The following is a 14035-nucleotide window of genomic DNA, read 5'->3' as shown; positions in this document are numbered from 1 at the left end:
CATGAATCAAGAAACGGTGATAAGCCAGACAAAAATGAAGCAGCGGCCGCAATGGCTGAAATTTGACGCACGCGCATATACGATGATCGGGGCATTAATATCAATTTGGGTTTTATTCTCGCTGCTGCATGACCGGTTTCTATCGCCGACGAATATATCAAACTTGTTTCTACAAATGTCGGTTACCTCTATACTGGCTATCGGAATGGTGCTCGTCATCGTCGCAGGGCAAATTGACTTGTCGGTAGGCTCCTTAGTTGGCTTAACGGGTGGTATCGCAGCAATTCTAAACGTGTGGTACGAGTGGAATACGATACCGGTTATTTTAGCTACCTTAGGTGTGGGTGCGGCGATCGGTTTTATTCAAGGCTGGATTATTGCTTATCGGGCGGTGCCGGCGTTTATTGTAACACTCGGCGGGATGCTCATTTTTCGGGGTATTTTGTTTGGTACAACCGGCAGCGTTACCATTGCTCCGCTGACGCCATCGGTGAAAGCCATTGGTCAATCTTATGTGGGGGATATTATCGGATGGATATTTGGCATTACTGCTTTAGCCGTTGCGGGATACCTTGTCATGCGAAAGCGAGCAGCAAGAGCTAAATTTGGCTTTGATGTTGAGCCGTTTGCCGTCAGCGTGCTGCGATTAGGCGTCATTGGCGCCATTGTTATTGGATTCGTTTATTTAATGAACAGCTACAAAGGTATTCCTGTTCCATTCGTTATGGTTATTGTGCTGGCGCTTATTTTTACGTTTATATCAAAAAATACGACCTTTGGCCGTCAAGTATATGCGATTGGCGGCAATCCGGAAGCTGCGCGATTATCAGGCATTAATATTAAGCGCCGCATATTGCTCGTGTTTGTTCTCTGCAATACGCTAGCAGCCATAGCTGCACTAGTGCTAACTGCTCGCTTAAATGCAGCAACAATGAGTGCAGGTCAGAACTATGAGCTGGACGCCATTGCGGCTTGCGTAATCGGCGGAACGAGCTTGATGGGCGGTACGGGCACCATCGTTGGCGCGATTATCGGAGCTCTCGTAATGGCCAGCTTGGATAACGGGATGAGCTTAATGAATCTTGAATCCTTCTGGCAATATATCGTAAAGGGCGGCATACTGATTCTTGCGGTGTACGTCGATATTTACACGCGGCAGCGCAAGAAGGTTTAAATGTGAATTCAGGCAATGAGCTAAGCTTGAGCATCAGGGAGTTTTGCTGGGAAACCTTTTCTCCCTGATGTCCTGCTAATCTATCATTTGAAATATTCCTCGCGCAAAAGACTGTAATAAGCGATGTCCTCATATACATCCCACTTTAGAAAATGCTGGCGGAAAGTGCCTTCGTATGTCATGCCGTTTTTTTTCATAACGCTTGATGAGGCAGGATTTTTTGTCATGGCAGCTGCAACAATTTTATTAAGTGCAAGCTTCTCGAACCCAAACTGTAAAACTCGTTTGACGCCTTCCGTAGCATACCCCTGATTCCAGTACCGTTTGCCTAACCAATAACCAAGCTCAGCTCTTTTATGATTATTATTTATTGTCATGCCGATGCTTCCCATAAACGTATGGTTTCCTTTATCGATCAGAGCAAATGTGTAGCCTGTCCCTTCTTGATCAATCTCAGCGCGACGGGCAATAAAGGCAGCAGCTCCGCCTTCCGGATAAGGATAAGGAATATTTAGAGTGGTGCTTGCAACATCAAAATCGTTTATTAGCTGATGTAGTTCCTCGGCATCTCCAGCCTCAAATGGTCTGAGTATTAATCTGTCGGTATGAAATACAGTCATAGCATGCATCTCCAAATTGTAAATTTTAATTAAGTATAAAGAAAAATATGGAAGTTGCAAGGGTTTCTCATTGATTATTTAGAGCGATACAGCATTCGAAAGGCTTTTGGTTTCGTGCTTGTGTGTTTCGTGAAGCAGCGAACAAAATAAGGAAAGGAGCCGAAGCCTATTTCTTCGGCAATTTTGCCTATAGGTTCATTCGTGTGGATAAGCAGCCGCTTCGCTTGCTCAATACGGTGGCGCGTGAGGTACTCAAGGGGAGTACACCCAAAAGTTTTTTTCATGCAAATCGCAATATAATTGGGGTGGAAATGCAGCTCCTCTGCCATTTTCTTATAGCTGAGCGGGTCTTGATAGCTGCGCCGCAGGAACAGAGCGGTTGCTTCGGCAATTTGCAAATAAGGACTATCCACCGCCGATTGATTTTGATCCTGAAGCAGCTGGAGGAGGAGGTGAAAAATTTGCTGCTGGGTCCAGCGCGATTGAGCTGAGGGCTGCTCCTGCAGCTGCAGCAGCTCGCGTATTTTCTCTTCAATGGCATGGGGGACAAGTACACGCTTCTGCTTTGGAAGCTGGAAAGGGAAATACTCGATCGGAGCAAAGGGCTGCCCCTCCTGTGAAATGGAGAAAGGAAGCCGTTCATGTGATTCACTCCAATCACCGACCGTTTGAAAGTGCAGCCAATAAAAATGGGTTTCCTCGCTGCAGGGCATAGTCGTTCGATGAGAACGGTCAGGTCGAAAAATAGCATAATGGCCTGCCGAAATATTAAACTCCTGTCCTTCTTCCTCCATATATAAACTGCCGCGTGTTACGTATATAAGATCGAATACGCCAATGTTTGAACGATCAGCATGTCCGCCAAGTATAGGGTAAGTGTCCTCGCCGCCATGAATGAAATGAGGCATGGGGGGACAAATGAATTGTAACATTCAGGCTTCACTCCTTGCTTAGTCATTACGGGATAATCATATGCGATGATTGCAGTTTGAGTAAAGATGCTATAAAACAAAGATGTTGTGATTGGATAAAAAGTGGTTGAGATCAGCTATCCAATCGGGCAAGTCCCGCATGGTATATTCGGTATGCATTCATCATGGCATGAAGGAGTGGTACAGAAGCATGGGACAATTACATGAAGCATTTGGGGCGCTGCCGCTTGGCAGCATTAAGGCAGAAGGCTGGCTGTATAATCAGCTTCGAATACAAGCCGATGGACTTACGGGTCATCTGGAGGAGCATTGGGCGGATGTTGGTCCGAACAATGGTTGGATAGGAGGGGAAGGCGAGAGCTGGGAGCGCGGCCCCTATTATTTGGACGGGCTGCTGCCGCTTGCGTACAYACTGGGCGATGAGAAGCTGATCGCGAAAGCGAACCGTTGGATAGAATGGTCGCTCGCCAGCCAGCAGGAGAATGGCTTTTTTGGGCCTGCACATATTACGACGGTTAATAATGACCTGGATAAGAAGCAGGACTGGTGGCATTTCATGATTATGCTAAAGGTGATGATGCAATATGAGGAGGCAACGAGCGATGAACGAATCGTTCCATTCCTTAGCAAATTTTTCGCTTATGTAAGCTCGATTATCGAAGAGCAGCCTTTGCGCGGCTGGGCGAAGTCGCGCGGCTCCGAAATGCTGTTATGTATTTTATGGTTATATAAGAAGACGGAAGATGCCGAGCTGCTCAAGCTGGCTGATATTGTTGCCAGTCAAACACTGGATTGGACAGATATTTTCCATGACTTCCCGTTCTGGAGAAAAGTAGAGCAATGGGATTTTCGAACACATGTTGTAAATGTGGCGATGGGTATCAAGATGCCAGGCATCTTATATGAGCTGTATGGTGAGAGTGTTCAGCGTGATGCGGTTCATCGCGGCATAGACAGCTTAATGACTCATCATGGGCAAGCGCATGGCATGTTCTCCGGCGACGAATGGCTGTCGGGTACACATCCGAGCCAAGGGGTTGAGCTTTGCGCAGTCGTTGAGTATATGTATTCGATGGAGCAGCTTACTCGGATTTTTGGCGAAGGGCGATTCGGTGATATTTTGGAGAAGGTGGCGTTCAACGCGCTGCCAGCTACGATTTCCAAGGATTGGAGCGCGCATCAATATGATCAGCAGGTGAATCAAATTGTTTGCAATGTAGCGCCTAGAAATTGGAGCAATGGGCCAGATGCCAACCTATTTGGCTTAGAGCCTAATTTTGGCTGCTGTACATCAAATATGCATCAGGGATGGCCGAAGTTTGCTTCTCATCTGTGGATGACGGATGCAGCCGGAGGTTTGGCAGCGGTATCGTATGCTCCATGCCATGTCCAGACGTCAGTTGCAGACGGCGTTGCAGCTGAGGTGCGAGTAAGAGGACAATATCCGTTCCGTGATGAAGTGACGATAGAGCTAGTGCTTGAACGTTCCGCTACTTTTGCTATTTCGCTGCGTGTGCCGGAATGGTCCGTCAATTCGAGCCTGCTTGTGAACGGTGAAACTATTGTTTTAAACCCAGTAAAAGGTTACGCGCGAATTGAACGTGAATGGCAAGACGGAGATAAGCTACTGCTGAAGCTGCCTATGGAGGTTCGTACCGTTTCGCGCAATTTGTACGCAGTAAGCGTAGAACGTGGACCTCTAGTCTACGCTCTGCCGCTGGTGGAAAACTGGCAGCTGCTTAGGCCGCGTGAACGGTTTCATGACTGGGAAATATACCCGGGTTCTCCATGGAAGTATGGCCTGCTTGCGGACACCAGCTTTGAGGTAATGGTGAGCGAAGAGGCGATTCCCTATCAGCCGTTTGATGCGGCTGCTGCGCCGATCCGCTTGAAAGCAAGCGGCAAGCTTGTTGCAGAATGGCGGATGGAAGGCAACAACGCGGGAACTCCGCCTCTTAATCCGGATACAGAGGGTCAGCCGGTGACTGAGCTGGAGCTAGTGCCATATGGCAGCGCGAAGCTGCGAATCGGTGAATTCCCGCTGCTTGGAGAGCGAAAGCCGGTTATTCGGAGATAAGCAAAGTGAGATCGAGCTTTACAACAAAATGGCGGTGCAGGAGTTGTTTCTGCACCGCCATTTTTCTATTAAGGCTATATTCTATACTTATTTTTACGAAATGAGCTAGTTTAATTGAAATAGATCTATATTTTAGTCTTATTTTTGGCTGAATGACCTATTGGGGGGCCATTTGGCGGGTTGTGAGGCAAATTAAGCCTATTTTCTATACCTATTTTTGATAAAAGGGCTAATGTCTCGAAAAGAGGTATAGATTTTAGCTTTATATTATCCAATCGCCAAATGGACGGAGTTGAGTCCCGCAAGGTTTATATTCATCTTAGACAGCCTTATTTCACCATCATTATTTTTTCTTGAAAAACGCATTGAAAAGTTCAGCTGTTTTTTTCTGGTCAGGCGAGATAGAGAAAAGAACAAAATCTCCGTTGCGCAGGATTTGATAGTTTAAAGCTTGTTCGTATTGATCTTGCACATAGGTTTCGAATACTTTTTGCACAGCCTCGGCACGTTTCTTGAACAGAGCTTCAATGTCGGAAAAGTCTTTCTCTGACTTGAGCTGAACGACGGAAAACTCTCCAGCTTGAATCATTATCATCGGTTGATAGAAAATGCCGTCAATCAGCATCGTTTCCGGGTCTATGCCATAGCTGTCTTTTATTCGTTCGCCCTCAACTTCCGAAAGCGACCCAAGCCCTGCATCGGCTTTTATTTTGGCTGCGATATCAGCAACGGTGACCGCACCAGATGGATTGCCTGGATCTGGTTTCGTCGTCGGCTTCGGTATAGGAGACGGCGTAGCAATCGGCAGGGTGGATGGCTTCGGTGTAACCGTCGGTTTAATGATCGGCTTCTCGGTTGGTGTCTCAGTGTTTGGCTTCTCAGTCGGTACTGGAGAGGCTGGTTTCTTGGTCGGCTTTATGGTTGGCAAAGGTTTAGCTGAGGCTGCAGGTTTCTTCGTTGGTTTCGCAGTCGCAGCAGGTTGATCAGTTTTTGCTGGTTGTTTAGTTGGTGCAGGTGTGGCCGTCTCTACAGCATCCGCTTGAGATGTGGTGGCTGTCGGCGCTTCAGTAGTTATATCCTCAGTCGCAGTAGGGAGTGGTGCCTCGGTAGGCTTGTCCGTTGCGGTATTTCCGCCTGATATTGAAGAACTGCTCTCGTCATTATTTAATGGTTTGCCGGCGCTGCTGCAGGCAGCTGTAATGACCGTTATGAGTATAACCATGGATATGACGGAGAAGTATTTCGTTTTAAGCATAAACATCCAATTATCTCCTTTAATCATCGTTGTAAGTAAGACGCTGGGAAAGGCCAAAAGGTTGCTGTACGCTCATCTGCCGCTATTGCAGCTTACGTGCCTGCGAGGGGGTAATCCCTTTGTACTGCTTGTATAGCTTCGTAAAATAGTTCGGATTCTCACAGCCTACCTTTGCTGCAATTTCAGTAATCGTATCATTGCTTTCGCGCAGCAGCCGCTCGGCTTCGTTCATGCGATTGACATTGACATATTCGACGAAGGTGCGTCCTGTCAGCTTTTTGAACAGCTTGCAAAAATGGTAGGGATTGAGGCTGACTTGCTTGGCGGCCTGCTCAATCGACATTTTTTCGCGAAAATCAGATTCAATACGCTGAATGAGCAGCTTGAAGCGGTCGCGATTGACAAAGTATGGTTCCGCCGGCATGCCTACCAGCTGACGCTCGATGAAAGTACGGGAAAGAAGCGTAAATAGAGCATACAGCTTTGATTTGACGATAAGCTGATAGGCTGGAGGCTTGGCAATCAGCTCGGTTATTGCTTCTTCCAGCAGCGAGTAATGCTGAAGACAGGACTCATCCTGCTCGGCCGGCTTTACGGGATAACGAAGCCTACCCTCCAAGTAAGGCGCAACAAACTGCGCATGCAGCGGATCATGCACCCAATCATTGAAGAGGGAAGCGTTGAAGACGATACAATCATAATAAATATTGTCGTAACCCAGTGCATAGCCGACATGAAGACCGCCGCCTGGGATGAGCAGCACTTCTCCTGGCTTGACGACAAATGGACGGCTGTCGATATGGAAGAGAGCATTGCCTTCTCTCATGATGATAATCTCGAAATGCTCATGCCAGTGTAAATAAAGGAAACATTCATTTGGCGTTACATTATAGGCACGGTTTTGGAAGAGCTGAAATGGATACGCTTTTTGCTCTAGACGCGTATTTTCCCATAGCTCTTTCGGATAGCTCATCTACAGCACCTCCAACACAAGATTCGACTAGTATTGCGCAAGATTGTATAGAGAAATATGCAAAACTCCTAGTTATAATGAAGTTGTTGAGAATACTATAAGCCAATATTGGAGTGATATACAAGGATGAATAACAAATTGAGAATTGGAACGCTTGTCGGCGGAGGGAATGCGGATCAGATCATTCCACAAATCGTAAAGCACGGATTTGAATCATTTAACTTAACTTTCTGGCAAACGACTGGTGAAACAGATCTTGTGGAGATGGCTAAACGGGTAAGAGCGCTCGCAGATGAACATGACTTTGTGGTTCCAGCTGTAAGCGTTTTCGGAAACCCGCTAACGGGAGAAGGAAACAATGCAGATACGCTTGCGAGCTGGGAGCGTCTGATTGATCATGCGCATCTGTTTGGAGCTGATATTGTATCTGGATTCACAGGCCGCTTGACGAATCAACCGATTGACGAGTCCATTCCGAAATTCAAGGAAGTTTTCGGGGAGCTCACACGTAGAGCAGCAGATAAAGGTGTACGGATTGCTTTTGAAAACTGCGATATGGGCGGAACCTGGGCGACAGGCGATTGGAATATTGCCCATAACCCAACAGCTTGGGAACTTATGTTTAATGCGGTGCCGCTGGACAACATCGGATTGGAATGGGAGCCTTGCCACCAAATGGTCAGCTTAATCGATCCGATTCCGCAGCTGCGCAAATGGGCGAATAAGGTGTTCCATGTGCATGGCAAAGATGCAACAATTGCATGGGATATCGTGAAGGAGCACGGGGTACACAGCAAACAGCAGTTTGTATGGCACCGTACACCTGGTTTTGGCGATACCAACTGGAAAGATATTATTACGATTTTGAGACAGAACGATTATAAAGGCACGATTGATATTGAGGGCTGGCATGATCCTGTTTATAAGGACGAGCTGGAAATGACGGGACAAGTACATGCGCTTAATTATTTGAAAAACTGCCGCGGCGGCGATTTTGTACCTAATCCCGTATAGAAAATAATAGAGTTCAAAAAAGGAGAGAATACAATGTCGATTAAGCATCGTGTAGTCGTAGCCGGCTGCGGAGGCATGGCGAACACTTGGGTAGACTACGCCAAAGAACGTGAAGACACTGAAATTGTCGGGCTTGTTGATATTAAGGAAGAGTTTGCGCAAGCGATGGCTGAACGCAAGGGACTTCATTGTCCCACCTTTACCGACATTAAAAAAGCGATCGCGGAGACAGATGCAACGATCGTATTCGATGTGACCATTCCTGCAAGCCATTATACAATCAGCACGACGGCTCTAGAGATGGGCTGCCATGTCTTCGGAGAAAAGCCGCTTGCAGAATCGATGGCTGATTGTAATGCAATCGTACGTATTGCTGCCACGTCGGACAGAACACATGCCGTAATGCAAAATCGCAGATTTGACCCGCGCATTCGTGCATTTCGGCAATTGCTTGAGGATGGCACGATCGGCAAACCAGGTTTTGTAGGCGCAGACTTTTTTCTAGGCGCGCATTTTGGCGGGTTCCGCGATGCGATGGACAGCCCATTACTGCTGGATATGGCGATTCATACCTTCGATCAGGCGAGATTTATTATTGGTGCTGATCCTGTTTCTGTCTATTGTCATGAATTTAATCCTCCAGGCTCTTGGTATGCAGGCAATGCCAACGCGATCTGTATCTTTGAGATGTCCGACGGCTCCGTATTTAATTATCGCGGATCTTGGTGCGCGGAGGGGGCGTCCACAACATGGGAGGCTACTTGGAGAGTAACTGGCGAGCATGGTACAGCGATTTGGGAAGGAGATAACAACCCATATGCCGAGATCGTGGTTAGCGGCGATCAGAGTGGGAAATTCATACGTGACTATAAACGAGTAGAATCCCAGCTTCCTGAAATGGAAAATACGCATCATAAAGGCTGTTTGGACAATATGTTCGCTTCGCTTGAGGCAGGCAGCAAGCCGGAAACGGATTGCAGCGACAATATTTATAGTATGGCGATGGTTCTGGCCTCACTTGAGAGTGCAAAAACCGGTCAAAAGGTACAAATTGCTGGTTTTATGGAAGCAGCCGCAGGCAAATAAATCATAGGTGAACAAAAGAGTGACTCCTAGCTGATGCAGCTGCGGGGTCGCTCTTTTATTTTGCATAAATGTCCGAATTCATTAAAAAAAGACCTATATTTCTAAATACGAACGATAGTCGTTTTTTCTACAATTGGAGGTGAAAACGGAAAGAGGTGAAGGACCATGGGCACCGATTATGTGCTGCATATGAAAGGAATTAGCAAATCGTTTCCTGGCGTCAAGGCGCTTTCAAATGTTGATTTTGGTCTCAGGAAAGGCGAGATCCATGCGCTCATGGGAGAGAACGGCGCAGGAAAATCGACGTTGATTAAAGTAGCGACCGGCGTGCACAAATGGGATGCTGGAGAGGTGTTGCTAGCTGGCAGGACGATAGCTCCAAAATCTCCGCTGGAAGCACAGCGGCTTGGCATAAGTACGGTATATCAAGAGGTCAATTTATGCCCAAATCTTAGCGTGGCTGAGAACATTTATATTGGTCGTCATCCCAGAAAACGCGGATTAATAGACTGGGACAAAATGTACAACGACAGCGAGCGGCTGCTGGAGCGTCTAGACCTTGTGATTGATGTTAAGCAAACATTATCGCATTATTCGGTTGCTATTCAGCAAATGGTAGCCATTGCGAGAGCTGTTGATATTTCGAACGGTATTCTTATATTGGATGAGCCTACGTCAAGCCTTGATGCGAATGAGGTTAAACAGCTGTTCAAAGTTATGCGCATTCTGAAGCAAGAGGGCATGGGCATCGTATTTGTTACTCATTTCCTAGACCAGGTATATGAAGTAACCGACCGGATTACGGTGCTGCGCAATGGGATGCTCGTCGGCGAATACTTAACGAAGGATCTGACCAAAACAGAGCTTGTGTCCCATATGATCGGCAGGGAATGGAGCGTAGAAGAAGCAACAGGGAAAAAAGCAGTAGAGCGAACGGCTGGCGAAAACTTTTTGGAGGCCAGCTCGCTTGGCAAACGAGGCAGCATTAATCCTATCGATCTTCAGATCGGGAAAGGGGAGGTGCTCGGTCTTGCAGGACTTCTTGGCTCTGGCCGAACAGAAATCGCTAAGCTCATCTTTGGCATCGACAAAGCGGATGAAGGCAGCTTGACCATTGACGGCGAGCTTATTTCTTCCATGTATCCGCAGAAAGCTATTCAGAAAGGGCTTGGATTCACGCCAGAGGATCGCAAAGTAGCAGGCATTATAGGAGAGCTTACCATTCGTGAAAATATCGTCTTGGCGCTGCAAGCCCGTAAAGGCCTCTTCTCATTCATACCGCTGCGCAAGCAGAAGGAAATCGCCAATCATTACATTGATTTGCTAAAGATCAAAACGCCAAGCGCGGAGCAGAAGATTGAAAATCTAAGCGGCGGAAATCAGCAAAAGGTTATTTTGGCGAGGTGGCTTGCTACGCAGCCGAAGCTGCTTATTCTGGATGAGCCGACACGCGGAATCGATGTGGGTTCCAAGATGGAAATCCGCAAGCTCATTCTTGATTTGGCGGCTACAGGCATATCGATCCTTATCATATCGGCGGAGCTTGAGGAAATTGTTCAATGCTGCAACCGGATTATCGTTTTACGCGATCGGATCAAGATCGGCGAGGTCGCCGGCGCAAGCATGCGCGAGAACATTATTATGGAAATGATTGCGAAGGGAGCGGAAATGTATGGCGGGTCTGACGGGATTGGCGCGTAGTTTAAGCAAGCAGAAAATCATTTGGCCGATTCTGGCACTCGCTGTATTGTTTCTTTTCAATTTGATCGTCATCCCTGATTTTTTTCGAATGGAATGGAAGGACGGTCATTTATTCGGCAATTTGATTGATATTTTGAAAAATGGATCGCCGCTCATCATCATTGCTATTGGCATGACTCTAGTCATTGCTAAAGAGGGAATTGATATATCCGTAGGATCAGTTCTCGCTATTTCGGGGGCTATCGCGGTATTTATGCTCGATGGTTATCCACTTTGGCTTGTCATTCTAGCGGGGGTATTTGCAGGATTATTATGCGGCTTATGGAATGGGATGCTCGTTGCGATGATTGGCATTCAGCCGATGGTGGCTACCTTAATTTTGCTGACGATTGGCCGAGGAATCGCTCAACTAATTACGAGCGGGCAAGTGCTTACGACTAACGATAAGGCGTATCAGTTTATTGGAAAAGGGCATTTGCTAGGGCTGCCATTTCCGCTGTTCATTGCGATGGCTGTATTTTTACTCGTATATCTATTCAAAACGCGTACCGCGTTCGGACTTTTTCTAGAGGCTGCTGGCGGCAATAAGACAGCGAGCAGCTATGCGGGTATACGTCCTAAAGTAATCTTCATGACCGCATATACGATTACGGGCATTTGCGCCGGTATTGCCGGCATTATTATTAGCGCAAACGTAGCAAGTGCCGATGCGAACAATGCTGGACTGTGGATAGAGCTGGATGCTATTTTAGCTGTCGTAATTGGCGGAACCTCGATGCGTGGCGGACGCTTCTACCTTGGGGGAACGATCTTCGGAGCCTTGTTCATCCAAAGCTTGACGACGACGATTTATTCTTTGGGTGTCGAGCCTTCCAGCATTTTGCTCGTTAAAGCGGTTGTTGTTATTATCGTCTGCTTGATTCAATCCGACTTATTCCGGCAGTCATTCAAATTGGTGAAAAAGAAGGTGGCGGCATAATGAAGCTGATTTCTCTGAAAATTAGCCATAACAATATTATTGTATTGGCTACGCTGCTTCTTTTGTTTATTTTGTATGGATCAGGTGCTGCGCTTTACAAGGGCTTTTTCTCCATGCAAGTATTTTTGAATCTATTTATAGACAACGCCTATCTCATTATTGTGGCTACAGGCATGGCATTCGTCATTATTAAAGGCGGCATCGATTTATCCGTAGCTTCGGTCGTTGCGCTGATCAGCATGGTGTCGGCGTCACTCTTCCAGCATGGGGCAAACGCGCTTGTTGTAACGATCGTTGCTCTCGTCATTGGTACGCTGTTTGGGGCAGGGCAAGGGTATTTAATTCAGCGCTTTCAGCTGCATCCTTGGATTGTCACGCTGGCGGGAATGTTCCTCGCTAGAGGGATTAGCTTCCTCATCAGCACGGAGAGTATCGTTATTAGCAATTCGGTTTATGTGAAGCTCTCCCAATACAAAATTTATTTGTGGGGCGATCATTTTATAACGATTAGTGTCGTCATTGCGATTGCCGTTGTTATCGCTGCTCTCCTGATTGGGCGGTATTCCTCCTTTGGCAGGGCGGTGTATGCGATTGGCGGCAGTGAAAAGTCCGCTGTTTTGATGGGGCTGCCTGTTGCTCGAACGACGATTCTTGTATATACCTTAAGCGGTTTGTTCTCTGCAATTGGGGGCATCGTGTTTACACTCTATATGCTGTCGGGCTATTCGCTGCATTTGATGGGTATGGAAATGGATGCCATTGCGTCGTGCGTTATTGGCGGTATTTTGCTCACTGGCGGATTTGGTTATTTGATCGGGCCAACGCTCGGCGTGCTTTGTACAGGCATTATACAAACGATCATTATGTTTCAAGGGACGCTCAGCTCTTGGTGGACGAAGATTACTATTGGATTTTTATTGTTTCTTTTCATGGCTTTTCAACGAATTATTGTGATGAGAAAAGAAAAAAACGCTTTGCCAGCTTCCAAAAATAAACCGAAATTTGAAAATAAAGTCGTTAATTTGTAAATACAGAACATTTGCAACATTTGTATATTGAGAGTGTAGCCAATACAAGTTCGATAGGGAGGAAATAWGAATGAACAGAAAGAAACCGTTTATCGTCACGATGCTAGCTGCGATTATGCTGGTAGGCTTGATTGCCGGTTGTGGCAACAACAGCAATAATGGGGGCAACAAACCAGCAAGCGGAAATGCAACAAACAAGCCAACAGAGAATGCGGCAACGGAAGCACCACCGGAAGCGAACAAGAAGCTGGTTGTAGGATTCGCGCAAATCGGTGCGGAAAGCGGCTGGCGTGATGCTGAGACCGATTCGGTTAAAGCAACATTTAGCGAAGATCCGAACTTCGAGCTTAAATTCTCTGACGCACAGCAAAAGCAAGAAAACCAAATTAAAGCGATCCGTACGTTTATCGCCCAAAAAGTAGATGCCATTGGACTTGCGCCAGTCGTAGAATCAGGCTGGGAAACGGTATTGAAGGAAGCTAAAGATGCGAATATTCCAGTGTTTTTGCTAGACCGCGGCATTACAAAAGGCAATGAGGACTTGTATGTATCGTTTATCGGTTCCGACTTTATTCTCGAGGGTCAAAACGCAGCGAAATGGATGATCGATGAGTTTGGCGCTGGCGCTCAGGTCAACATCGTTCAATTGGAAGGCACAGTAGGTGCAAGCGCAGCGAATGACCGTAAAAAAGGATTCGAGGATGCGATTGCTGGCGAAGCCGGCTACAAAATCGTTTATTCCCAAACAGGCGATTTCACTCGCGCCAAAGGCAAAGAGGTCATGGAAGCTTATTTGAAAAAGGATAAAAACATCCAAGTTGTCTACGCACATAATGACGATATGGCGCTAGGCGCGATTCAAGCGATTGAAGAAGCGGGCTTGAAGCCAGGTACAGATATTAAAATTATAGGCGTTGACGGCATTAAAGCAGCTTTTGAAGCGATTGCAGAAGGTAAAATGAATGTAACTGTAGAATGTAATCCATTGCTGGGACCACAGCTGAAGCAAGCGATTCTCGATTACAAAGCTGGCACCACTCTCGAAAAATGGATTAAATCGGATGAGGACGTTTATTTCGGCCAAAAAGCAATCGATGCGCTGCCAAATCGCAAATATTAATCGTTATGGCAATTGAAGATAGGTAAATTACGAGACTGCAGAAGAGAAAAATCTCTTATGCAGTTTCGTTTTTCGC

General features: G+C 46.7%; 12 protein-coding genes. 8 read left to right on the top strand and 4 right to left on the bottom strand.

What is annotated here, in order from left to right:
* Position 1: 1 nt before the first annotated feature.
* Positions 2–1174 (top strand): sugar ABC transporter permease, encoded by a 1173-nt coding sequence (locus tag AB4Z50_RS20665; RefSeq protein ID WP_441881787.1) that lies wholly within the window; start codon positions 2–4, stop codon positions 1172–1174.
* Between the two features lie 83 nt (positions 1175–1257).
* Here AB4Z50_RS20665 and AB4Z50_RS20660 read toward each other — a convergent pair whose 3' ends face one another.
* Positions 1258–1794, bottom strand: coding sequence for a GNAT family N-acetyltransferase (locus tag AB4Z50_RS20660; protein WP_441881515.1), 537 nt, complete (start codon positions 1792–1794; stop codon positions 1258–1260).
* A 74-nt stretch (positions 1795–1868) separates the two neighbouring features.
* Positions 1869–2726, bottom strand: a complete 858-nt coding sequence (locus AB4Z50_RS20655; RefSeq protein WP_441881512.1) for a helix-turn-helix transcriptional regulator — start codon at positions 2724–2726, stop codon at positions 1869–1871.
* 190 nt (positions 2727–2916) lie between these two features.
* Here AB4Z50_RS20655 and AB4Z50_RS20650 point away from each other — a divergent pair, with 190 nt between their 5' ends.
* Complete coding sequence (locus AB4Z50_RS20650) at positions 2917–4803, top strand: beta-L-arabinofuranosidase domain-containing protein (protein WP_441881509.1); 1887 nt, start codon at positions 2917–2919, stop codon at positions 4801–4803.
* Between the two features lie 343 nt (positions 4804–5146).
* Here the strand turns inward: AB4Z50_RS20650 and AB4Z50_RS20645 are convergent, their stop codons facing one another.
* Positions 5147–6064: a DUF4358 domain-containing protein gene (locus tag AB4Z50_RS20645; protein ID WP_441881506.1), complete on the bottom strand. Its 918-nt coding sequence runs from the start codon at positions 6062–6064 to the stop codon at positions 5147–5149.
* 76 nt (positions 6065–6140) lie between these two features.
* Positions 6141–7031 (bottom strand): helix-turn-helix transcriptional regulator, encoded by an 891-nt coding sequence (locus AB4Z50_RS20640; protein ID WP_076266735.1) that lies wholly within the window; start codon positions 7029–7031, stop codon positions 6141–6143.
* Between the two features lie 126 nt (positions 7032–7157).
* Here AB4Z50_RS20640 and AB4Z50_RS20635 point away from each other — a divergent pair, with 126 nt between their 5' ends.
* The 6 genes from AB4Z50_RS20635 to AB4Z50_RS20610 all read left to right on the top strand — a co-directional run bounded on the left by AB4Z50_RS20635 (position 7158) and on the right by AB4Z50_RS20610 (position 13959).
* Complete coding sequence (locus tag AB4Z50_RS20635) at positions 7158–8045, top strand: sugar phosphate isomerase/epimerase family protein (protein ID WP_441881503.1); 888 nt, start codon at positions 7158–7160, stop codon at positions 8043–8045.
* Positions 8046–8078: 33 nt separating this feature from the next.
* Entirely contained in the window at positions 8079–9131 is a 1053-nt protein-coding gene (locus AB4Z50_RS20630; RefSeq protein ID WP_441881500.1) for a Gfo/Idh/MocA family protein, read from the top strand.
* 165 nt (positions 9132–9296) lie between these two features.
* Entirely contained in the window at positions 9297–10832 is a 1536-nt protein-coding gene (locus AB4Z50_RS20625; protein ID WP_441881497.1) for a sugar ABC transporter ATP-binding protein, read from the top strand.
* Positions 10804–11811, top strand: a complete 1008-nt coding sequence (locus AB4Z50_RS20620; protein WP_441881494.1) for an ABC transporter permease — start codon at positions 10804–10806, stop codon at positions 11809–11811. The genes AB4Z50_RS20625 and AB4Z50_RS20620 overlap by 29 nt, the downstream gene beginning before the upstream one ends.
* Complete coding sequence (yjfF, locus tag AB4Z50_RS20615) at positions 11811–12839, top strand: galactofuranose ABC transporter, permease protein YjfF (RefSeq protein ID WP_076266740.1); 1029 nt, start codon at positions 11811–11813, stop codon at positions 12837–12839. The genes AB4Z50_RS20620 and yjfF overlap by 1 nt, the downstream gene beginning before the upstream one ends.
* Before the next feature lie 70 nt (positions 12840–12909).
* Positions 12910–13959, top strand: a complete 1050-nt coding sequence (locus AB4Z50_RS20610; protein WP_441881490.1) for an ABC transporter substrate-binding protein — start codon at positions 12910–12912, stop codon at positions 13957–13959.
* Positions 13960–14035: the final 76 nt, after the last annotated feature.

The organism is Paenibacillus sp. 2TAB26 (genome assembly GCF_052115145.1).
Classification (GTDB): domain Bacteria; phylum Bacillota; class Bacilli; order Paenibacillales; family Paenibacillaceae; genus Pristimantibacillus.
Note: the sequence above shows the minus strand (reverse complement) of the source record. Positions and strands in the feature narration are given on the sequence as shown.